This window comes from Flavobacterium sp. PS2 (assembly GCF_046250155.1).
Taxonomy (GTDB): Bacteria; Bacteroidota; Bacteroidia; order Flavobacteriales; family Flavobacteriaceae; genus Flavobacterium.
The window spans coordinates 3,998,795-4,022,007 of the sequence record NZ_CP176426.1 but is presented as its reverse complement, the minus strand read 5'-3'; the positions used below and the strand labels follow the sequence as shown (position 1 = coordinate 4,022,007).

Sequence of the window (23,213 nt, the reverse complement as noted above, 5' to 3'; positions counted from 1 at the left end):
AGGGTTTTAGATTACAGTTTTAAAACAATGAATTTTAGTTCATAAAAACCATACTTTATCATGAGTACAACTCAAACAAACAAAATTGAAATCATCAAAGCAACTTCGTCAAAAATAAACGATGTAGACTTTGATAACTTAAGCTTTGGTGCTGTATTTACAGACCATTTATTCGAATGTGATTTTAAAAATGGAGAATGGCAAACACCGGTCATTAAGCCTTACGCTCCAATTTTAATGGATCCATCTTCAAAAGTCTTCCATTACGGACAAGCTATTTTTGAAGGAATGAAAGCTTACAAAGATGATAAAGACGCTATTTGGCTTTTTAGACCTGAAGAAAACCACAAACGTTTTAATGCTTCTGCAGTAAGAATGGCAATGCCAGAAATACCTGAAGCTATTTTTCTAGATGGATTAAATGAATTATTAAAATTAGACGCAGAATGGGTTAAAAGAGGAAACGGAAGCAGTATGTATATCCGTCCTTTTATGATTGCAACTGGCGCTGGAGTTGTTGCAAATCCTTCTGATGAATATAAATTCATGATTTTACTTTCACCTGCAAAATCATACTATGCTGGAGAAGTAAAAGTTATTATTGCTGAGCACTATAGTAGAGCTGCAAATGGTGGTATCGGAGCTGCAAAAGCTGCTGGTAACTACGGAGCACAGTTTTACCCTACAAATTTGGCAAATAAAGACGGATTCCAACAAGTAATCTGGACTGATGATGCAACACATACCAAACTTGAAGAAGCAGGTACAATGAACGTATTTTTCAGAATAAACGATACTTTATTAACTGCACCAACAAGTGAAAGAATCCTAGACGGAATTACTCGTAAAAGTTTATTAGCAATTGCAGAAAAAGAAGGCTTAAAAATTGAAGTTCGTTCTGTATTAGCTTCTGAATTAGTTGAAGCTGCTAAAGACGGATCATTAAAAGAAATTTTCGGTGCTGGTACTGCTGCAGTAATAAGTGTTATTAAAGGATTCTCATATAAAGATGAATATTTCGAATTACCTAAAGCAGATGATTCTTACGCTTCTCTTTTAAAAGAAAAATTAACTGGTATACAAAACAAACTAGCTGAAGATACTTTTGGCTGGACTGTTCAAGTAAAATAATTCCTTACATTATATAATTAAAGGCGATTTTCTTAACGAAAATCGCCTTTTTTATATCTTTTTTTGTTAAACACCTGTAAACTGAGACTGAGACTAAAAACTATTTTAAAATCTTAGAGAAATCTGGTTTAAAATAATTTGGACCTTTCATTACTTTTCCATCTTCACGATAAATCGGTTGTCCATCTTCCCCAAGTTTACTCATATTACTTTGCTGGATTTCATCAAAAACTGCTTCAATTTTATCCTGTAAACCGTGCTCGATAATTGTACCGCACAAAATATACATCATATCTCCCAGCGCATCAGCAATCTCTACTAAATCATTATTTTTTACTGCTTCAAGATATTCTTCATTTTCTTCTTTCATCAAGTTGTAACGAAGTATATTTTTTATTTCTCCCAAATCGGCAATTGGCGATTCGCTATGTCCAATTTTAAAAGCAGTATGAAATTCTTTCACTGCATCAATTTGTTTTTGCATAATTATATTTGATTAAATGATATACCAAATTAACAACTATTCTTAAACTATTGTCTAAATTTGCTACAAAAAATTTAAACATATGTTTAGTCAGGGTCAATTAATATTTGCATTGTGTTTTTTTATCGCTTTTGTTATCGCAATGATATTTGCCTACAGAAAAGATGTGGGACTTCACAAAATATTCTACAAAGGAAATTATAAGGTTTTATTAGTTTTTATAGCTTTTATAGTCATTTTATTTCTGATAAAAATATTCTTCAAACGATAATTTATTTCATAAAAAATGCCCGCTAAACTAGCGGGCATTTTCATTATTAGTATCTATTACTTATTAGTTTTCTAAAGGTAAAAAACCAAAGTTTTTAGAATAATCCAGCATTTGTTCTGCAAATGTTTTAGGTTGTTTTACTTCTATCGAAATAATTTTTCCTTTAGCATCTACTTTTGGCTCAAGAATAGGATTTACAAATCCGCTGTAAGGCGCAGATGGAAATTGCTTGTTACGCTCTAAAACCTCAGCATGTAATTTCTGATCTACTTTTACACCATAATTTTCTACCAAAGCTTTTCCAGCATTGTAATCTCCTTCAGATTTTATACGTTGTACTTCACGTAATAACTGTCCGAATAAATCATGTAATTTATCATAATCAGTAATATTAAAATACGTTTTACCGTTACGAGTAATTTTCTCGATTACATTATCTTTCTTTCCTTTTTCAAAAACCCAAGCACTCACCCACTGACGGTTTCTCATGTGCGCTTCTTCGATATTAGCTCCTAAGTCTAAACGAACCAATTGTGTCATTAATCCGTTACGGATATAACTATCGTATGATTCCATTCCCACTTTTTTCCAATCATCAACCAATCCAAGTTCTTGTAATTTAGGATTGTATAAATAGTATAAACCAACTAAATCAGCTCTACCTTCTTCCAAAGTCGAAGCATAGCTTTTTAGCGTTTCTTTTGGAGTACCAACACCTTCATTAATTTGTCCTGAAGCGTGACCTACAACTTCATGTAAAGCAGTATGTAATTTATCTCCTATTTCAGCATATTGTTTTGCCAAAGCAATTTCTTCTTCGTCATTAGCAAATTCTTTTAATTTACCACTTCCAGACGATTTAGAATAAGCATCGATAATATTACCTAATGAAACCGATTTAGAACCGTGTTCTGCACGAATCCAGTCCGCATTAGGAAGATTCACTCCAATTGGTGTGCTTGGTGAAGCATCTCCAGACTCTCCTGCTACGATAACTGTTTTGTATGAAACCCCAACAACATTTTTCTTTTTATGTTCTGGCATTAACGGAGAATTATCCTCAAACCATTGTGCGCTTTTTGATACTACTTCCATTTTGGCCGACATATCAAAATCTTTAATTTGCACAACACCTTCATAAGAACCTCTGTATCCTAATGGATCATTATATACTTCGATAAAACCACTTATGTAGTCAATATTTCCTTCGGTAGCATGCAACCAGGCAATATTATAATCATCCCAGGTTTTTAAACTTCCTGTTCTATAATACTCAATCAATAATCCTATTGCATCACCTTGTTTTTTATTTTCGGCAACCGTTTTGGCTTTTTCTAACCAAAAGATAATTTTGTCAATCGCAGCTCCATACATTCCACCGCTTTTCCAAACTTTTTCTTCTAATTGTCCTTTGGCATTTTTAACCAACTTAGAATTTAAACCATAAGAAACAGGTTTCTTAGGATCTGGGCTTGTTTGTTTTTTATAGAAATCTTCTGCTTCTTGTAATGTAATCCCTTTGTCATAAAAATTGATTGCAGAACCTGCTAACAATCCTTTAGACTCATCAAGGTTTACTTTTTTACTATCTTCATTATTAAATAAAATAGCAGTAACCTCAGGAGATAATTTAGTTTTTGTAGCTTTTAGCAAACCTGCAAAATATTCTTTTGAGAAATCAGGTTTAATTTTTTCGTTAGAATAATGATGATGAATACCATTAGAAAACCAAACACGTTTAAGGTAAATTTCGAAATTTTTCCAATCTGTGCTTTTTTTATCTCCTTTATAACTTACATAAATCTGCTCAAGAGCTTTTCTGATTTTTAAATTATTCTTGTAGTTCTGGTCCCACATTATATCACGACCAGCAGTTCCTGCCTGTGTAAGATAATATACTAATTCTTGTTCTTTGAGCGTTAAATTCTCCCAACCAGGTATTTGATAGCGCAATACTTTAATGTCGGCAAATTGCTCTACTGTAAAATCAAAAGTTTTCTCATTATTTGTTTTCGATGCAGTTGTGTTAGCAACCTGAGCGTTGCAAAGAACTGAAACTCCAACAGTCATAAAAAATCCTGCAGCTTTGAGTAATTTCATTATTAATGATATTTAGTTTATAAAAAAATTATTATCTACCAAAGATACGTTTTCTTTAAAAAAAACATAAAAAACAACGTTAATATTACCTCAGGGCTATTTTTAAAAGCCAAATTTCTTTATCTTGCTCTTACCTTTTTTCTTGCAAAACTTTTTTTATAAAACTACACGAAAAGTGGAAAAATTAACAAAAAAGGCCTAGTTTTGACTTTTTATTATCTCCTGTCGGATATTAATAAAATTTATAACTTTACATCAGAAAACAACCGAGATACTATGAGAATTTTAAAATATATATTCCTTTTATTACTATTAAGTTTTGTCTCATTAACTGTATTTGTTGCCACTCAAAAAGGTAATTTTACGGTAGAGAGAAGCAAGGTTATAAAGACACAACGTGTTTCTTTGTTCAACTTTGTAAACGATTATAGAAACTGGGAAGATTTTAGTTCTTGGGTTACTGAAGATCCTAGTATTCATGTTGTTTTCCCTGCAAAAACATCTGGTATAAACGCTTCTTTTTCCTGGACAGGAAATGATGGCAATGGAGATGTGAGAACTACTGCTGTAACTGATGCACAAAATATTACTCAGAAAATGAATTTTGACGGGACCCTAACTGATGTTTCATGGGTTTTTAAAGATACTCTTGGAGGAACAAAAGTTACTTGGAAATCTAAAGGAACAATGAGTTTTCTTTTCAAAATATATTCGGCGCTTAATGGCGGAGCCGACAAAGTTATCGGTACTATGTACGAGAAAAGTTTGGCTAACTTAGATAAGATATTAGTTTATGAAACTAACACATTTGACGTAAAAGTAGATGGTGTTGTAAAAAAATTAGAGACATTTTATATCAACCAATCATTTACAAGCGAAATTGGAAAAATCGCCAAAAATGTTCGAGTTGTTGTCCCTCAGTTAACTTCTTTTTGTGAAGCCAACGGCATAGAGACCAACGGAAAACCTTTTGTAATATACCATACTTATGACACCACAAGCGGATTAGCAAAAATATCTATTTGTGTTCCTATCAAAAAAGAAATCTTTACAAGCTCAGGAAGTGACATCTTAACTGGTAAACTAGAACCATTTGAAGCTGTAAAAACAACTTTAAAAGGAGACTACTCACATACTAAACAAGCGATAGAAAAATCGACAGCTTATATTAATAGTCAAAAAATATTCCCTGATCTTACTTGGTCACATCTTGAAATTTATACGACAAGTAAAGCTGAAATTGCAAATCCATCTAAGTGGGTAACGGAGCTTTATTATCCTATAAAACCAAAGGTAGTTCCTGTAGAAAGAACTGTTATTCGTACTCCGAAAGCAGAAGTAACTCCAACACATACTCCTGTACATACCCCTCCTCCTGCAAAAGAAGAGGAATCAGAATTTTAAAAAATCTGAAATGCAGATTAAACCTTTTCGGATAATGCTATTCTAACTTATATAAAAAGTAAAGTTGACAGACGAAAAGGTATTTATACAAGAGTTATTAAACCCGAAGACGCAAAATATTGCGTTTCAAAAACTTGTATCTACTTACCAAAAACCGTTGTACAATCACATTCGGAACATTGTTTTGAATCATGATGATGCACACGATGTTTTGCAAAATACATTTGTGAAAGTATTTCGATATCTCAATAAATTTAAAGGAGATAGCAAACTATTTTCATGGGTATATCGCATTGCAACCAATGAAGCTTTGACTTTTTTAAGTCAGAAAGCAAAACTAAGCGGAATAACCTCTGAAGCTTTACAAAATAAAACCATTGAGAATCTTGAAGCCGATGCTTTTTTTGACGGAAACGAAATTCAGTTAAAACTACAAAAAGCTATTGTTACGCTCCCGGAGAAACAACAACTGGTTTTTAAAATGAAATATTTTGAAGAATTAAAATATGAAGAAATAGCCGAGATATTAGGCACTTCAGTTGGTGCATTAAAAGCATCGTATCATCATGCCGTAAAAAAAATCGAAGCTCATGTTACATCCAATTAAACCTTTTACAACTAATAAAGTCTTACATACATCATGAAAGCATTTAAATTAGATAACGAACCGAAAATTGAAACTGGATTTAAAACTCCAGAAGATTATTTTGAAAATTTCTCTGCAAGTTTACAGGAGAAGTTGCCACAAAATGAACCTAAAACAATTTCTTTATTTGCAAGAAATAGAAAAACATTCATGGCTGTAGCTGCCGTACTTGTAATTGCATTAACGGTTCCTATAGTATATAAGTACACAACAAAATCTAAGGAACTTGATGAAGCTACTCTAGAAACGTACTTATCTTATCAATCAAATTTAAATCAGTACGATTTAATTCATGAGTTAGATACAAACGACATTAACAATTTAGATAAAAATATTGCTTTAGGTGATGATGCTATAGAAGATGTTCTGGCTTCGAATCCTAATATCGAACATCTTATTTTAGAATAAAAGAACAATTACATAAAAATGATGCAGATGAAAATCAAAAACATACTTCCAATATTACTATTTCTGATTACATTTCCTTTTTACGCTCAAAGCGAGAAAATGGACGAAAAAAGGGAGAAAATAAAAGCATATAAAGTTTCTTTCCTAACAACCGAATTAGAATTAACTTCGGCTGAATCAGAAAAATTCTGGCCTATCTATAACACTTATGATGATAAACAATATGAATTAAGACATCAGAAGATGAAATCATATACCAGAAAATTAAGCGAAGAAACGTTAAAGAATATGTCTGAAAAGGAAGCTGCAGCTCTTCTTTCTCAAATGGAAAGTACCGATGAAGAATTATACCTTTTGCGCAAAAAATATATTGCAAGTTTAAAGAAAATACTGCCTGCGAAAAAAATCATAATCCTTCGAAAATCCGAAGATGATTTTAATCGCAAACTATTACACCAATATCGAGACAAAGCAGGTAAAAACTAAATCCTGTTTAAAAATAACAACAGCCGAGAGCCCTTATAATAATTACTTTATTATCTAGGGCTCTTTTATTTTTTAAAGCGAATCTGAACCATTTTATTATGACCTGCAGCAATTGCAGTTGTTGAATTCATGAAACGAATCGTAAAAAAGCTTGAATCTGTCGATAATTGCTTCCATGTAGCGCCACCATCAGCTGAATAATGCAATCCTAAAGTCCCAACTACAACTATTTCTTTCCCTCCGCTTTTAGGTACATATTGCACACAAGATGCATAACCAAAACCTGAATTCTGAGCTATTAAATTCCAAGTTTTCCCACCATCTGTAGTAATTGCTTTATTATCTGAATTTTGTTCTGGAAATTCGTAATCACCACCAGCAATAATTCCGTTTTTAGAATCATAAAAGTCAGCCGTAAAAATTCCAGTCATTGTTTTTCCTTGTACAATAGGCGTATCATAAACTTTCCATGTTTTCCCTTTATCAGATGAATGAAAAACCCTTGCCCTTTTCCCGCCAGAAACCAACCAGGCATCTTTACCTTTTATAACAATATTAGTATTGCTTGCTGCAAATGCTGCCTCTCCTTTGCCCATTGTAGGCAATTGATCCGAAAGTAATTTTACCCACGTATTACCTCCATCACGAGTTATTAATATCGAAAAACTATCTTCGGTAGGATCACCTACCGCAATTCCCTCGCTATCATTCCAGAATTGCATACTATCATAAAATACTTTATCATTAATTTCTTTATAAACCAATTTTGTTTTTTTGGTTGCTTTAGAAACCTGATAAAGCAAAGCTGGATTTGCTACACTTAATAAATAAATATTTTTTGAAGTTTCAGCAATACTTCTAAACTCTAACTTTAAGGTATCCTTATAAATATGCTCTACATATTTTTCTTTATCCTTTAAATCGTAATATCCAAATCGCGAATTATCAGCTCCAAACCATATCTTATTTTTATCAATTACCAGCGCTCTAATACTTATTTTATCTTTAAACAGTGTATCGATTTCAATAGACTGAAAACCTTTGCTATTTATTTTGTAATCTACTGTTTGACAATACATAGCGAAACTAAAAAAACTTAAAAAGAGTGCTAATTTTTTCATGGTATTTTAAATTATTTTATGCTAAAATACAATTATTTACATAAAATCAAAACGCAATATATTTTTTATGGCACAGTAATTGGATAATTCAAAATAACAATCTTAATACGATACGTCATGAAAACGAAAATACTTTTAATAAGCCTACTATCTTTAGGGTTTGCTACAATGCAAGCTCAAGCTGGAGCTACTGTATATGCTAAAAACTCTGATATTAGTGATAATTTAGATTTAAGAGCCGTAGCTTCTATTTTTGGGGAATCTGCAAATCTTCAGGATTTTGAAAGAAGATTAAATGAACCAAAATATCAAATATCAAATCTCGATTTAAACGATGATAATCAAGTTGATTATTTACGTGTAATCGAAAGCGTAGAAAACAGAACTCACGTAGTTATCATACAAGCTGTACTAGATCGTGATGTTTACCAAGATGTTGCAACAATTGATTTAGAGAGAGATTCTTTTAACAAAGTTCACATACAAGTTGTTGGAAACGATTTTATTTACGGTCCAAATTATATCTATGAGCCAGTTTATACTATTGCTCCTGTAATATATACATCATTTTGGGTAACTAACTATCGTCCTTATTATTCAAGCTGGACATGGAACTACTATCCAACTTATTATACTGCATGGAGACCTTACCCAGTTTATAGATATAGAAATAATGTTAATATTTGCATTAATGTAAACAATCATTACAACTATGTAAGTTCTAGAAGAAGTAATACAGCTGTTGTAATATATAACTCTAATCGTACTTACGGATACGAAAGACGTAATCCTAACAATGGGTTTGCTCAACGTAATAGTAATGTAAGCAACAGATACGAGCTAGATCAAAGACGTGTTGCTAGTAGAGAAACAAATAGAAGAGGAAACTCGTATTCTAATACTAACAGAACTACTGATAGGACTGCAACAACTAATAGAGATTATTCTCAAAACAGAACAAGTACATCTAGAGATAACAGCTCTACAGCAAGACCAAGTCGTGATTATTCTCAAAACAGAACAAACTCAACAGGAACAACTGTAGATAGAACAAATACTACTAGAGATTACAATAGAGGAAATACCACTACTCAAAGAACAGAAACTACAAGAGATTATTCTCAAAACAGAACGAGTTCTACTGCAGTAACGCCAACCCCAAGAACACAAACTACTAGAGATTATACTCAAAACAGACCAAGTTCTACTACGGTAACGCCTACGCAAAGAACAGAAACTGCAAGAGATTATACTCAAAATAGAGGAAGTGCTACAAGAGATTACTCCTCTCAAAGAACGGAATCATCAAGAGGAAATTCTGAAAGCAGAACTAGTTCAGCTAGGCAATCAAGTCCTCAAAGTTCTGGAAACGAAAGATCAAGTTCCGTTTCCAGAGGTGATTCAAGCCCAAGACAAAGTGGCTCTTCTGAAAGAAGTAGCAATCGAAGAGGCTAATTTTAATACACTTATCAGACGAAAATAAAAACACGATTTAACGATCGTGTTTTTTTTATCTTTATTCTTCATAATTTGATGTTAATTTGTTTTAAAACAGTAAATTTGACGCGACTTTTATAAAATTAAAAAATTAAATGAGCGCATCACACAAGAACTTACATAGTAAGTTAACGTTAGGAGGTTTGTTAATCACATTAGGTATTATTTATGGTGATATAGGAACCTCTCCTTTATATGTAATGAAAGCCATTCTTGGCAAACATATAATTGAGGCTGATATTGTTTTGGGTGGTATTTCATGTGTATTCTGGACATTAACGCTCCAAACAACCATCAAATATGTGCTTATTACACTCAGTGCCGATAATCATGGCGAAGGAGGAATTTTTGCCTTATACGCACTGGTTAAAAAAACAAAGATTAAATGGTTGATTGTTCCCGCCATTATAGGGGGAAGTGCCTTACTCGCAGATGGTATTATTACACCGCCAATATCCGTTTCTTCGGCAATTGAAGGTATTAAAACCTATTATCCTAGTATCAATACTGTTCCTATTGTTATTGCAATCTTATTCGTTTTATTTACGATTCAGCAATTTGGTACAAAACTAGTAGGTAAGTTTTTTGCTCCAATGATGCTTATCTGGTTTACCATGCTAGGTACTTTGGGTGTTATACAAATTGTACACCATCCAGAAGTTTTTAAAGCGATAAACCCTTATTATGCTTATCATTTGTTATCCATACATCCTGATGGTTTCTTCGTATTAGGTTTTGTATTTTTATGTACAACCGGAGCCGAAGCTTTGTACTCGGACATGGGACACTGCGGAAGAAAAAACATTCGTATAAGCTGGATATTTGTTAAATCTGCATTGGTTTTAAACTATTTTGGGCAAGCAGCATTTCTTATTCATCATGAAGGAAAAACGTTGCAAGAATTAGGAGGTAACGGAAATCCTTTTTATTTAATCATGGCAAGTTGGTTCCAACCAATTGGTATTGTTATCGCAACACTTGCAGCAGTAATTGCATCGCAAGCACTTATTAGTGGTTCATTTACATTGATAAATGAAGCCATGCGATTAAATTTCTGGCCAAAAGTAAAAATAAAATATCCTACTGAAGTAAAAGGTCAATTATACATCCCATCTATAAACTGGTTATTGTTTTTTGGTTGTGTAGGTATCGTATTGCACTTTGAAGAATCAGGAAAAATGGAACATGCTTATGGTCTTGCAATTATTTTGTGTATGATTATGACCACTATTTTACTTAATTTCTACTTGATTATGAAACGAGTAAAATTATATTTCATGGTTCCATTAATAACTATCTATCTAGCAATCGAGATTAGTTTCCTGATTGCCAATGTAACTAAGTTTGCCGAAGGTGGTTATGTAACATTAATCATTGCAGCAGCTCTTATCTCTATTATGACGATTTGGTTCCTGGCTAAGAAAATCAATAAAAACTACACCAAGGTTATCAAGATTGAAGATTATAAAAAGGTGTTGATGGAATTGAGCGAAGATTTATCTATTCCTAAATATGCAACACATTTGGTTTATATGACCAATGCTAGCCGTGTAGATGAATTGGAGGAAAAAGTAATTTATTCCATTTTGCAAAAGCGTCCGAAAAGAGCCGATATCTATTGGTTTGTACACGTAAATATTTTAACTGAGCCTTATAAAACTCAATATAAAGTAACCGAAATTGCAAAAGACGATATTTATAGAGTCGATTTTAATTTAGGATTTAGAGAACCTACCAAGATCAACTTAATGTTTAGAGAAGTTATTCGTGATATGGTAAAAAAAGGAGAAGTTGATATTACGAGCCGATACGAATCATTGAATAAAAATAATATTATTGGAGATTTCAAATTTGTGTTATCTGAGAAATTCCTTTCTAACGATAATGACTTAAGATGGCATGAAAATATTATCATGAATTCTTATTTCTTTATCAAGAAACTAAGTTTATCCGAAGAACGCGCTTTTGGTTTAGACAGCAGTTCTGTAAAAATAGAAAAATTCCCAATGGTGCTTCATGCTCCAGAAAACATAGGTTTAACAAGAGTTCATTAAGCCTTGATAAACATTTACAAACCACTCTTTTAATTCTTAAAAGAGTGGTTTTTTTTGGTCGAAAAATATAAAAAGAACATTCAAAATTAAAAATTTAACTTTCAACCAATTAATAGTACCTTTGCAGCTCAATTATTTAAAATGAGATTACACAGAAATTTAGTTTATACGACCATCGATTCTTTAAATGCCATATTCAATGAAGGTGAATATGCTGATAAAGTGGTTGCAAGAGCATTAAAAAAAGACAAACGTTGGGGAAGTTCTGACAGGAAATTTGTCGCAGAAACGATATACGAAATAGTTCGTTGGAAAAGATTATACAGTGAAATTGCTGAAGTTAAAGAACCGTTTGACAGAGATAACCTTTGGAGAATGTTCTCAGTATGGGCAGTTTTAAGAGGTTACCCAATCCCTGATTGGCGCCAGCTGGAAGGAGTTCCTGAAAGAAAAATAAAAGGTCGTTTTGACGAGCTTTCTAAAATTAGAGCTATTAAAGAATCTATTCCTGATTGGATGGATGAATTAGGAGTTAAAGAATTAGGTGAAAAACTTTGGGCTACAGAAATTGCTGCTCAAAACCAACCGGCTAAAGTAATACTTAGAGTAAATACGCTAAAAACTACCAAAGAACAATTAAGAGCAATCTTAATGGACTTGAATATTGAAACTGAATTCTTAAAAAACCAGCCAGATGCTTTGGTCTTAAAAGAAAGAGCAAATGTATTCTTAACAGATGCATTTAAGCAAGGTTTCTTTGAGGTTCAGGATGCTAACTCGCAACTTGTTGCTGCGTTTCTTGATGTAAAACCAGGAATGCGTGTAGTTGACACTTGTGCTGGTGCTGGAGGAAAAACATTGCATATTGCTTCTTTGATGGAAAACAAAGGACAATTAATTGCAATGGATTTATACGAAAGTAAATTAAAGCAATTAAAATTAAGAGCGAAACGTAATGGTGCTTTTAATATCGAATACCGTATTATCGACACGACTAAGGTAATTAAGAAATTACACGAAAAAGCCGATAGAGTTTTAATCGATGCTCCATGTAGTGGTTTAGGTGTTTTAAAGAGAAACCCTGATGCTAAATGGAAATTAAAGCCTGAGTTTATCGATAACATTCGTAAAGTTCAAGCAGAAGTTTTAGAGAACTACTCTAAGATTGTAAAACCAGGAGGAAAACTAGTTTACGCTACGTGTTCTATATTACCTTCTGAAAATCAAGAGCAAGTAGAGAAATTCTTAAAAACAGAAATTGGTAAACAGTTTACTTTTGTAAAAGATCACAAAATATTGGCTTCTGAGTCTGGTTTTGATGGTTTTTATATGGCATTATTAGAGCGTAAAGATGCTCCAGTTGTAGCTTCGTAAAACAAATTATACTTATATATTTAAAGAGCAACTCGATGAGTTGCTCTTTTTTTGTTTAACACATAGAAACATAGATTTTATGTTTGAGAAAGAATACAAAAAGAAATACATTTCTTTCACATAGCTACCTTTGTGCTTTTTAAATAAGTGAAACGCCTTTTTCACAATACCAAATCTATGTTTCTATGTGTTAAAATTAATTATGGCTTATACTTATTTTACCCTAACCAACCATCACGATCCAAACTACGATATTGAATTGCTTCGGCAATATGCGAAGAAATAATGTCTGGAGCAGCTTCTAAGTCGGCTATAGTTCTGGCAACTTTTAAAATCCTATCGTAGGCTCTAGCCGAAAGATTAAGTCGTTCCATTGCCGTTTTTAATAATAACTTAGATTGCTCATCAAGTGCACAAAACTCCCTGATTTGTTTTGTATTCATTTGAGCATTGTAATTTATATTCTCGAAAGTTTCAAATCTTTTAGCTTGGATTTCACGCCCAGCCGTAACGCGTTCCCGAATATGCACACTACTTTCGGCTTTATTATCATCCGCTAATTTTTCAAAAGGAACTGGAGTAACTTCTATATGAATATCTATTCTGTCTAATAAAGGTCCCGAAATCTTGCTTAAATAACGTTGCATCTCGTGTGGAGATGATTTTTGTGGCGCATCAGGATCATTAAAAAATCCGCTTGGACTTGGGTTCATACTCGCCACAAGCATAAAAGAAGACGGATAGGTAACGGTAAACTTTGCTCTCGAAATTGTTACTTCTCTATCTTCCAGAGGTTGGCGCATTACTTCGAGAACATCTCTTTTAAACTCAGGTAATTCATCTAGAAATAAAACCCCATTATGTGCCATAGAAATTTCACCTGGCTGAGGATAACTCCCTCCTCCTACTAATGCTACATTCGAAATTGTGTGATGCGGACTTCTAAAAGGCCTTTGATTCATTAACCCTACTTCTTTTAATTTTCCTGCAACACTATGAATTTTGGTCGTTTCTAATGCTTCTTTTAATGTCATTGGTGGCAAAATACTTGGTAATCGTTTGGCAAGCATTGTTTTTCCAGCTCCCGGAGGTCCAACCAAAATTATATTGTGTCCACCAGCAGCAGCAATTTCCATACAACGCTTGATGCTCTCCTGCCCTCTTACATCCGAGAAATCAAATTCAGGAAAATCTAATGTTTTATAAAACTCAGCTCTGGTATCTATAACCGTAGTTTCTAAAGTTCCTTTTCCTTCCAGAAAATCAATTACTTCCTGTACATTCTCAACTCCATAAACATCCAATCCAGCTACAATAGCTGCTTCTTTTACATTTTGCTTTGGCAGAAAAAAACCTTTATATCCTTCCTCCTTTGCTTTTATAGCAATAGGCAAAGCGCCACGAATGGGTTGTAAGCTTCCGTCAAGCGAAAGTTCTCCCATAATAATATACTTATCTAGTTCGGGTGCTTTTATTTGATCTGAAGCCACTAAAATACCAATTGCCAAAGTTAAGTCGTAAGCCGAACCTTCCTTACGCAAATCGGCTGGCGCCATATTTATAGTTATTTTTTTTCCAGGCATTTTATACCCGTTATTTTTTAATGCTGCTGCAATCCTGAAACAACTTTCTTTGATGGCACTATCGGGCAAACCTACCAAATGATACCCAATTCCTGTATCCATATTTACCTCAACAGTAATAGTTGTAGCTTCTACACCAAAAACTGCACTTCCGTATACTTTAACTAACATAATCCCTTTTATTTATGAAAGTAAAAGTATTTAATTATAAATTGAAAAAGTAGTGTTTTGTAGTAAAAAATTTACTTTTTATTTAATCGCATAAATAGATGAATTAATTCAAAATAATTTGAACTTTTTGAAAAAGCTATTTAGATTTTAATTCTATGAATTCTAATTCTACCATATCATCTCAATACAATTAATCCTATTTTCTAATGCATCATAAAGGTTTTCTTGAATTACCATTAACTCTTGGTAACCTGCATTACTATTATAATCTACCGTACGGCTACTAGCTTTAAGTAATTTCCTCAAAGCTTTTCTTTCCATCGCATTAAAATCATAAGCAGCTTTTAAATCTGCGATGCTTAAATCTTCCATTTTTACTATATTCATCTTGATTTTTTATTTATGGTTACGTAAATGTAAAATGAAATTATTCTTGTAGCATTCAACTTATTTTTTTTAACAGTATAATTTGTTGAATAATCCGTTCATAAAAAACTTTAACTTGTGAAAATTAAACCCATCAAAAATTATAATAGCGACTTCTTTGTAACATAAACAACTTTAGTATGACTACTATAAAAAGACAAAAGATGAATCGGTTATATAAAATACTTTTACTACTACTTGTTTCCATAAATATATGTTCTGCTCAAACAATTGAAAAAGCTTCTGATAATACTCCAAAAGTTATTGAATGTCCGCTTTTAAAACAAGATTTTGTGATTTTCAGGACTCAACTACAAAAATCATATCCTTCATTATATCGCTTTAACAGCAAAAAAAATATAGATCGATTATTTGATAATTATTTTTTATCTATAAATAAAAACACCACTCAAATTGATTTTTTGGCAGAGATAAAACTCGTATTGAGTTATTTACAAGACGGTCACTTTTATGCAGGAGCATCGCCAGAGTTAAAACAATATTTTGATGAAAACGCAAAAGTCTTTCCGCTACAAATCAGGTTTATAAACGATAATGCTTATGTTGTTTGTAGCAAAAAAGGAAGTCTATTACCCGAAACTGAAATTCTAAGCATAAACGGTATTCAAATAAACGAAATCAAAGAAAAACTTTTTCAATATATTGTATCTGATGGTAAAATCGAAACCAAAAAATATGTGATACTAAATAATAATTTCTGGTTTTACTACCGATTAGTTTATGGCGAACAATCCGATTTTAAAATTGAATATAAATCTAAGGATAACAAAATCAAAACGATTAATCTCAGTTCTGAACTATATAAAAATACCGAATGCAAAAATCAGAAACCTGATCCAGATAAATATTTATCAATCGATTATAAAAAAGATGGTATTGCTCTTCTCACTATCAAAACTTTTAATGGAGAAATTTTCGACCAGACAAAAGAAAATTATATTCCGTTTTTAGAGCAAACATTCAAAGAAATAAAAGATAAAAAAATAGATAAACTAATAATCGATTTAAGAGGAAACGGTGGAGGAAGAGATACTTATGGTTCTTTATTATATTCTTACCTTACAAATACTCCATTTGAATATTATACTTCTCTAGAAAGCACTTCGCAAAAATTAACCAAAAATGATCTAAGTAGTTATAAACCACCAGCAAATTCATCAGAAGATAATTTTAGAGGCAGGAGTAATTTGGCTACACAAAAACCAAGTGAAAACAATTACGCAGGTAAAGTTTATATCTTGATAGATGGCATGAGTTTTTCGACTACAGCTGAATTTTGTGCTATTGCAAAAAGTAACAATCGAGCTGTATTTATTGGGGAAGAAACTGGCGGAGGATATTTTGGGAATACTTCTGGCAATGCTGTAGAATTGGTTTTGCCAAACACTCAAATTTATGTTTCGATACCTACAACCAAATATGTTTTATCAGTCAAAAAAGACAAATATAGTAACCGAGGCATTTTACCCGATTATAAAATAACTCCAACTATAAACGAGTACATTCAGGACAAAGATGTTCAGCTAGAATTTGCATTAAAACTTGCAGACCAAAAAACAAAAAAATAACTCAATATAATTCCAAAACAAAAAAAGATGTCGAATAAAATCCTTGTTCTTTTACTACTTTCCATTCTTTCTGTAAGTTCAACTTTTGCTCAGAAAGTCAAAAAATTAAAAAAGAATACTCCAGAATTGAAAGGTGAGTTATATTACGAAATTAAAAAAGCGGATAGCACTTTATTTGCAGCCTTTAATAGATGTGACACTGTAGCTTACAAAAAGTTTTTTGTTGATGATTTAGAATTCTACCATGACCTTGGAGGCTTAACAACTTCTTTTAAAAGCGAATTAGCCTCATTTAAGGAAATGTGTGCAAGAGGAAGTAACATTAGAAGAGAACTTGTAGAAAGTAGCTTAGAAGTTTATCCAATTAAAAATTATGGTGCAGTTGAAATAGCCGTTCATAATTTTTATCATACCAATAAGGGTGAAAAAGAAAAACCAAGCGGAACTTATAAATTTATTCATGTTTGGCAGCATAAAGATGGGGAATGGAGAATCTCGAGAATAATTAGTTACGGACATGATAGCATGAAAAATGACTAGAACTAAATAGTTAACACGGTCCTATCGCTGATTTTAATAACTTTGTTATCATTACATAACTTAAAAAAAAACCGAGATGCAAACTGATAATTTATTAAAACAAATAGATTTCATTAAAGAGATTGATAAGGTAAAATATATTCAGCGCAAAACTAAATTATTCAATAGCGACAGAAATGAAAATGATGCTGAGCATAGCTGGCATTTGGCTATGATGACAATTGTATTAGCAGAACATTCGAACGTACCTATAAATGTACTTAAAGTCCTTAAAATGGTTTTAATACACGACATTGTAGAGATTGATGCTGGTGATACTTTTATTTATGACACCGCAAAAAGTCACGATAATACCGATGAGGAACGTATTGCTGCTGAACGAATTTTTGGGCTTTTGCCAAAAGAACAAGCTCAGGAGTTTATTGCAGTTTGGGAAGAATTTGAAGCTGGTTTAACCAATGAAGCCAAATTTGCAAAATCTATGGACAGGCTTGAACCTCTTTTGCAAAACACATCTAATAATGGAGGAACCTGGAGAGAATTTAATGTAGATTATGAGAAAGTTCACGAAAAGAAAAAAGTGATTCAAGAAGGCTCTGATACAATCTGGAATTATGCCGAAAATTTAATTAACGAAAGTGTCCAAAAAGGAATTCTCACGAAGAAAAATAACTAAATAAACTTTATTTTTTTCCACGTATTTAAAAAAATTAAAAGTTTTTCTTACCATTAAGAGATTAAGAAAAATTAAGTATTGTTTTGATAAAGTTTAATGTTTTTTTTTTAGCCACATATTAAAAGGATTCAAACTTTGCGAACTTTGCGGTTAATTTACTGCTACAGATTAAAAGGATTAAATCTTTGCGAACTCTGCGGTTAATATACTGCCACAGATTAAAAGGATTAAGTCTTTGCGAACTCTGCGGTTAATATACTGCCACAGATTAAAAGATTAAAAAGATTCCAAAAGTTTTGCGGTTATTTTACCACAACCCGAGCGAGATCGAACTGGCGAAGCAATTGCACAAATTTACACAAATAAAAAATCTGCTGAATCTGCTAAATCTGCGAGCTACTTTTTTTTGCAACAGATAAAAAGGGTTCTTAAACTTTGCGGTCTTTGCGCAATCCTTTGCCAACTCTGCGGTTAATTTAATGCCACAGATTAAAAGGATTAAACGGATTTAAAACTTTGCTGTTTTTGCGTAGCCCTTTGCGAACTCTGCTGTTAATTCCCTCTCTCAGATTACATTTTTTTCTCTTAAAAATCAACAAAATCGACCCGCTTACTATTTGTCTAAAACAAAATAAGCGGGTTCTTTTTGCCAATTTTCGGTTATTTTTCCTTAAATTGCGAAAATATCTATCACGTTTTCAGTCAAAAAATGTATTTGCACATTTTATCAAATGCGATTTTACCAATCAGGAATCTGACTAAAAAACATACCAATTTGCAATTCATATTGCATCTTTTGCCTATCGAAAAAATTTCATAATCGGGCACAATAATCTAAAAAGAATAACAAAATGGAATTCAAAATAATTACTCCTGAACAAGGAGAGGATAAAACATTTACTAATGAATTAATCGCTAAATTTCTTCATACTCATCTGGAACAATATGGCGATACAATCGAAGATATATTAAAAGCTATCGCATATGTAATGAACCCTGCAAAAGGCGGAAAAATTGTTCTTGCAATAGAAGAAGAAAACATTGTGGGAGCTTGTGTCCTAAACCATACAGGAATGAAAGATTATATTCCCGAAAATATATTGGTATATATAGCAGTCGACAAAAGCCAAAGAGGAAAAGGCTACGGAAAGAAATTAATGCAAAAAGTAATTGATACTGCCGAAGGAAATATTGCATTGCATGTTGAGCCAGATAATCCAGCTAAAATTCTATACGAGAAACTAGGCTTTACAAATAAATACCTAGAAATGCGTTTAATTAAATAAACCTCAACTAGTATTTCAATTTAAAAAAAGAAAAGAACGTAATGGCATTCATCAAATTATACCGCAAAAAACTAGAAGAGAATTATACTTTTCTGAACAACATTTTTATTTCCAAAAATATTAAGTGGGGTGTTGTATCTAAGCTTTTATGTGGTAATAAAATATATCTTAAAGAAATAATTGCTTTGGGTGTTACCGAAATTCATGATTCGCGGGTTAGTAATCTAAGAAAAATTAAATCATTAGACCCAAATATTCAAACCGTATATATTAAACCACCTGCAAAGCGAAGTATTGCAAGCATTGTAAAATATGCCGATGTTAGTTTTAACACTGAAATTTACACGATCCAAATGCTTTCTAGCGAAGCGCAGAAACAAAATAAAATCCATAAAATCATTATTATGATTGAAATGGGTGATTTACGTGAGGGCGTAATGGGCGAAGATTTAGTTGAATTTTATGGGCAAGTTTTTAGTCTGCCTAATATTGAAGTTCTTGGTATCGGTACAAACCTTAATTGCTTGAGTGGCGTAATGCCTACTCAGGACAAACTGATTCAACTAAGTTTATACAAACAACTTATCGAAGCTAAATTTGATATTAGCATCCCGTGGGTTTCTGGCGGAACTTCAGTCGCATTGCCTTTGATCATAAAGAATGCAAGACCTATGGAGGTTAACCATTTTAGAATTGGTGAAGCATTATTCTTTGGGAAAGATTTGTTTACTGGAGAAACTATCGAGGGAATGCATAATGATGTTTTCAAGCTTTATACGGAAATTATCGAAATAACCGAAAAACCAGATATTCCAACAGGTGAATTAGGCGAAAATGTAGCAGGAAATACTTTTTCTATGAATGATACCGAAGATTTTGGCGGTACTTCTTTACGTGCAATTCTGGATATTGGTTTACTCGATATGCAACCTCAATATTTAGAATCTGATGATGTCGAAATAAGTATTGTCGATGCCAGCTCGGATATGTTAGTAATTGATATTTCTAAGTCTAAAAAGAAATATAAAGTAGGCGACTTAGTATCGTTTAACATTAGATACATGGGCGCACTGTATCTTTTAAACTCCGATTATATCGAGAAAACTATAGAGTAGATAATTCTTTGTAAAATAATTATCTATAAAATTATATAATAGTAATCGCAATTTAATAATATTATAATGCTATCTGTAAATAACTCGATTCTATCAAATGGTGCGAAATATTCGTTAGTAAATACTTTTATTTACAATCTTATATAAAATATAATTTTAGCACAACAATATGAAAAACTTTGATACTGAAACAATTGATTTTATTGAGAACAACAATCTTATTGGGATAAAAGCGGGAAATGAAAGACCAGACTTTCTTAATATTTGGATGGTTACCTTTGATAATAGAATATTTGCAAGATCATGGGGTTTTGCTGAAAGAAGTTGGTACAATACATTCCTAAAAGATGCTGATGGAGAAATAAAATGCGGAGAAAGAGTTATTAAAATATCTGCTGTTATACCAAAAGATATCGCCTTACTCAACAAAAAAATAAACGAAGCCTACTTAAAAAAGTACGATTCAGGTGATAATTCTTTTTACGCTCACGGAATAATTAAAGAGGAACATATTGCAAAAACTATGGAATTTATAGTTTTGTAAAGATCAATTATGAGTATAATAATGAATACTATCTAATTAAAATAAAAAACGAGATGATTGTGTCATCTCGTTTTTTATTTATTTCTGCCCCAGTATCTCTATTTTGCAGCCCAGATTTCGATTTCTAATTTAATCTCTGGTAATCCCAAAGCTGTAATATATCCAATGGTCATTGACGGATATACTTCTCCAAAAAATGCATTCCATACAGCATAAAAAGCATCCCAATCTATTTCTTGAGTTGCCCAGATATTTACCTTGATAACATCATCGGCTACCAATTCCTGACTTTCCAAGACAGCTTTTATATTCTGAAAAGTATTAACTACTTGTTCGTTAAAATTATTAGGCAAATCTCCTTCTTTACTTGTACCTATCTGACCAGAAAAAGTATAAATATCTGCATTACCTGATATCTTCGTAACATGAGAATAATTACCAACTGGAGCGGATAATGTACTTGGATTTGACCTTGTTACAGCTTTTATTTTATTGTTTTCACTCATTTTTGTTTCTAATAATGATTAAATTTTGACAACTTTTGTTTCTCAAATAATTTCGAGCTTAACAAATTTAAAAGATGCAATTATAAATCTACTTCCCATTTTGAAATATTTAACTTGTGACATTGCCATAAAAATCAATACTTCGCATTGATTCATCACTAATAAAAAAGTCCTATTCTTTATTATAACTTCAATTATATTTAAAAAAACAGAGTAACTTATTATTTATAAATGATTTACAATAAAATTATATATTAGCATGTATATTTCCATAACCACTTATTATTTAAGCATCAAAGTATTTCAATCAATCAAACCTAACTAATCATGAAAAACAAATTCCCCCCTTCAAAAAGCAAGATTTCTTATTTTAATCACAGACATATTTTTCTTCTAATACTGTTCTTTGTTTTCACAATAAATGCAAGTGCTCAACAAAAAACAATTACGGAGAAATTCAAGAAAGAAACTGTTTTAAAAATCGATTCTTTATTACAAGTAAATTATATATTTCCTGATAAAGCCAAATTAATTGGGAATCATTTAAAAGCCGCATATAAAGAAGGTAAATTTAAAAAATATGACTTATTAGACTCTTTTGCAGTAGCATTAACAAAAGAAGTACGATTTATTAATAATGATAAGCATCTTGGGATTTGGCCTAAATTTATTCCTCCTGTTGAGGAGAAAAAAGACTTAAATAAAGATTCTTATGAAATTTACCTGCACAATTACACCGACAATCGCAAACTAGCAAATGGTTTTAGAGAAGCCAAACTAATTGATAGCAATGTAGGATATATTAAATATAATAATTTCATACACGAAACCGATCAAACAATCGATTCTTATATGCGCTTACTAGAAAATGCCGATGCTATTATTATTGATTTAAGAAATAATGGAGGTGGTAGTCCAAAAACTGTTCAGTATTTATGTAGTTATTTTTTCAAAGATCCTATATTACTAAACACCTTATATTTTAGAAAAGATAATTTTACTGAGGAATTTTGGGTAAAAGAAGTAAACGGAAAAAAATTGATTGATGTTCCTTTGTTCATTATTACTAGTCCAAAAACTTTTTCGGGAGCCGAAGAATTCAGCTATAATATGCAAACCCAAAAAAGAGCAACACTAGTTGGGGAAACAACTGGTGGAGGAGCTAATCCTGGCGAACCCTATGAAATTAACAGTCGATTAGAAATATTCGTTCCTACTGGAACTGGAATAAACCCAATTACAAAAACAAACTGGGAAGGTATTGGTGTAATTCCAGAATACAAAACTACTCCAGATATGGCTTATGATAAAGCTGTAGAACTGGCGCAAAAAACTGCTTTTGATTACAGAAATAAAAAGGCTGTTGAATCTAAAAATCTTTATCTGGAACTACAAAAAACTGTTGATCAACAAACGAAACCACTTAACGAAGGTGATTATGCTAAAATGGATCAGCAAATATTTAATGCTGTAAAAAAATTAACTGAATCGAACTTATACAAAGAAGATGATATTGATGCATTAGCTTCACAATACACAAAGACAAAGCCTTTTATTACCGAATCCATCTTAAAAAGCAATACCGAGTTGTATCCAAAATCACCTATTGCCTTTTTAAAATACGGTGATCTTCTGGAACAAAATGGAAAGAAAAGTAACGCCATAATAGCTTTAAAAAAATCTGTAGAAATTGCTACAGAAATTAAAGCTCCTTATCTGGAAGGATTAACAAAACGCTATGAAAGTGTTTTAAAAGGAAAATAGTTTTTATACCGTAATACAAAGGGACTAAATGTACACT

At 32.0% G+C, this 23,213-nt stretch carries 22 protein-coding genes; 16 read left to right on the top strand and 6 right to left on the bottom strand.

Going from position 1 to position 23,213, the window contains the following annotated elements:
* Window positions 1-60: 60 nt before the first annotated feature.
* Window positions 61-1,131, top strand: coding sequence for a branched-chain amino acid aminotransferase (locus tag ACJ6WR_RS17755; RefSeq protein ID WP_039113926.1), 1,071 nt, complete (start codon window positions 61-63; stop codon window positions 1,129-1,131).
* Between the two features lie 100 nt (window positions 1,132-1,231).
* Here ACJ6WR_RS17755 and ACJ6WR_RS17750 read toward each other — a convergent pair whose 3' ends face one another.
* The gene (locus tag ACJ6WR_RS17750) at window positions 1,232-1,615 is read right to left on the bottom strand and encodes a nucleoside triphosphate pyrophosphohydrolase family protein (protein ID WP_323490658.1); all 384 of its coding nucleotides are present in this window, start codon (window positions 1,613-1,615) and stop codon (window positions 1,232-1,234) included.
* 82 nt (window positions 1,616-1,697) lie between these two features.
* On the opposite strand from ACJ6WR_RS17750, the gene ACJ6WR_RS17745 reads away from it, so the two are divergent.
* The gene (locus tag ACJ6WR_RS17745; protein WP_229987789.1) at window positions 1,698-1,886 is read left to right on the top strand and encodes a hypothetical protein; all 189 of its coding nucleotides are present in this window, start codon (window positions 1,698-1,700) and stop codon (window positions 1,884-1,886) included.
* Window positions 1,887-1,949: 63 nt separating this feature from the next.
* Here ACJ6WR_RS17745 and ACJ6WR_RS17740 read toward each other — a convergent pair whose 3' ends face one another.
* Complete coding sequence (locus tag ACJ6WR_RS17740) at window positions 1,950-3,986, bottom strand: dipeptidyl-peptidase 3 family protein (protein WP_409415996.1); 2,037 nt, start codon at window positions 3,984-3,986, stop codon at window positions 1,950-1,952.
* Window positions 3,987-4,262: 276 nt separating this feature from the next.
* Here ACJ6WR_RS17740 and ACJ6WR_RS17735 point away from each other — a divergent pair, with 276 nt between their 5' ends.
* The 4 genes from ACJ6WR_RS17735 to ACJ6WR_RS17720 all read left to right on the top strand — a co-directional run bounded on the left by ACJ6WR_RS17735 (window position 4,263) and on the right by ACJ6WR_RS17720 (window position 6,930).
* A complete protein-coding gene (locus ACJ6WR_RS17735; RefSeq protein WP_409415995.1) occupies window positions 4,263-5,390 on the top strand; it encodes an SRPBCC family protein in 1,128 nt (375 codons plus the stop codon).
* A gap of 64 nt (window positions 5,391-5,454) precedes the next feature.
* Window positions 5,455-5,997 carry an RNA polymerase sigma factor gene (locus ACJ6WR_RS17730; protein ID WP_039118962.1) on the top strand — a complete coding sequence of 181 codons (543 nt, stop codon included), beginning with the start codon at window positions 5,455-5,457 and terminating at the stop codon, window positions 5,995-5,997.
* Between the two features lie 33 nt (window positions 5,998-6,030).
* Complete coding sequence (locus ACJ6WR_RS17725) at window positions 6,031-6,444, top strand: hypothetical protein (RefSeq protein ID WP_039113920.1); 414 nt, start codon at window positions 6,031-6,033, stop codon at window positions 6,442-6,444.
* 27 nt (window positions 6,445-6,471) lie between these two features.
* Entirely contained in the window at window positions 6,472-6,930 is a 459-nt protein-coding gene (locus tag ACJ6WR_RS17720; RefSeq protein WP_039113993.1) for a hypothetical protein, read from the top strand.
* A gap of 65 nt (window positions 6,931-6,995) precedes the next feature.
* On the opposite strand, the gene ACJ6WR_RS17715 is transcribed toward ACJ6WR_RS17720, so the two are convergent.
* Window positions 6,996-8,051 carry an oxidoreductase gene (locus ACJ6WR_RS17715; protein WP_409415994.1) on the bottom strand — a complete coding sequence of 352 codons (1,056 nt, stop codon included), beginning with the start codon at window positions 8,049-8,051 and terminating at the stop codon, window positions 6,996-6,998.
* 117 nt (window positions 8,052-8,168) lie between these two features.
* Between ACJ6WR_RS17715 and ACJ6WR_RS17710 the strand changes: the two genes are divergently transcribed.
* The 3 genes from ACJ6WR_RS17710 to ACJ6WR_RS17700 all read left to right on the top strand — a co-directional run bounded on the left by ACJ6WR_RS17710 (window position 8,169) and on the right by ACJ6WR_RS17700 (window position 12,976).
* Window positions 8,169-9,506 (top strand): hypothetical protein, encoded by a 1,338-nt coding sequence (locus ACJ6WR_RS17710; RefSeq protein WP_409415993.1) that lies wholly within the window; start codon window positions 8,169-8,171, stop codon window positions 9,504-9,506.
* A gap of 137 nt (window positions 9,507-9,643) precedes the next feature.
* Window positions 9,644-11,602, top strand: coding sequence for a KUP/HAK/KT family potassium transporter (locus ACJ6WR_RS17705; RefSeq protein WP_086894828.1), 1,959 nt, complete (start codon window positions 9,644-9,646; stop codon window positions 11,600-11,602).
* 141 nt (window positions 11,603-11,743) lie between these two features.
* Window positions 11,744-12,976 carry an RsmB/NOP family class I SAM-dependent RNA methyltransferase gene (locus ACJ6WR_RS17700; RefSeq protein WP_409415992.1) on the top strand — a complete coding sequence of 411 codons (1,233 nt, stop codon included), beginning with the start codon at window positions 11,744-11,746 and terminating at the stop codon, window positions 12,974-12,976.
* A 218-nt stretch (window positions 12,977-13,194) separates the two neighbouring features.
* Here the strand turns inward: ACJ6WR_RS17700 and ACJ6WR_RS17695 are convergent, their stop codons facing one another.
* Both ACJ6WR_RS17695 and ACJ6WR_RS17690 read right to left on the bottom strand, forming a co-directional pair.
* Window positions 13,195-14,730 (bottom strand): YifB family Mg chelatase-like AAA ATPase, encoded by a 1,536-nt coding sequence (locus ACJ6WR_RS17695; RefSeq protein WP_039118941.1) that lies wholly within the window; start codon window positions 14,728-14,730, stop codon window positions 13,195-13,197.
* A 168-nt stretch (window positions 14,731-14,898) separates the two neighbouring features.
* Window positions 14,899-15,102, bottom strand: coding sequence for a hypothetical protein (locus tag ACJ6WR_RS17690; protein ID WP_323490650.1), 204 nt, complete (start codon window positions 15,100-15,102; stop codon window positions 14,899-14,901).
* A 194-nt stretch (window positions 15,103-15,296) separates the two neighbouring features.
* On the opposite strand from ACJ6WR_RS17690, the gene ACJ6WR_RS17685 reads away from it, so the two are divergent.
* The 6 genes from ACJ6WR_RS17685 (at window position 15,297) to ACJ6WR_RS17660 (ending at window position 20,906) form a co-directional block, all read left to right on the top strand.
* Window positions 15,297-16,745 (top strand): S41 family peptidase, encoded by a 1,449-nt coding sequence (locus ACJ6WR_RS17685; RefSeq protein WP_409415991.1) that lies wholly within the window; start codon window positions 15,297-15,299, stop codon window positions 16,743-16,745.
* Between the two features lie 27 nt (window positions 16,746-16,772).
* On the top strand, window positions 16,773-17,285 hold the full coding sequence (locus tag ACJ6WR_RS17680; protein WP_409415990.1) for a nuclear transport factor 2 family protein: 513 nt from the start codon (window positions 16,773-16,775) through the stop codon (window positions 17,283-17,285).
* Between the two features lie 76 nt (window positions 17,286-17,361).
* A complete protein-coding gene (locus tag ACJ6WR_RS17675) occupies window positions 17,362-17,961 on the top strand; it encodes an HD domain-containing protein (RefSeq protein WP_409415989.1) in 600 nt (199 codons plus the stop codon).
* A gap of 851 nt (window positions 17,962-18,812) precedes the next feature.
* A complete protein-coding gene (locus ACJ6WR_RS17670; protein ID WP_039113909.1) occupies window positions 18,813-19,247 on the top strand; it encodes a GNAT family N-acetyltransferase in 435 nt (144 codons plus the stop codon).
* Window positions 19,248-19,288: 41 nt separating this feature from the next.
* Entirely contained in the window at window positions 19,289-20,362 is a 1,074-nt protein-coding gene (locus ACJ6WR_RS17665) for an alanine/ornithine racemase family PLP-dependent enzyme (RefSeq protein WP_409415988.1), read from the top strand.
* Between the two features lie 169 nt (window positions 20,363-20,531).
* Window positions 20,532-20,906 carry a DUF2255 family protein gene (locus ACJ6WR_RS17660; protein ID WP_409415987.1) on the top strand — a complete coding sequence of 125 codons (375 nt, stop codon included), beginning with the start codon at window positions 20,532-20,534 and terminating at the stop codon, window positions 20,904-20,906.
* Window positions 20,907-21,004: 98 nt separating this feature from the next.
* Here ACJ6WR_RS17660 and ACJ6WR_RS17655 read toward each other — a convergent pair whose 3' ends face one another.
* Complete coding sequence (locus ACJ6WR_RS17655) at window positions 21,005-21,412, bottom strand: RidA family protein (protein ID WP_409415986.1); 408 nt, start codon at window positions 21,410-21,412, stop codon at window positions 21,005-21,007.
* Window positions 21,413-21,739: 327 nt separating this feature from the next.
* On the opposite strand from ACJ6WR_RS17655, the gene ACJ6WR_RS17650 reads away from it, so the two are divergent.
* Entirely contained in the window at window positions 21,740-23,176 is a 1,437-nt protein-coding gene (locus ACJ6WR_RS17650; RefSeq protein ID WP_409415985.1) for a S41 family peptidase, read from the top strand.
* The last annotated feature ends 37 nt before the right edge of the window (window positions 23,177-23,213 follow it).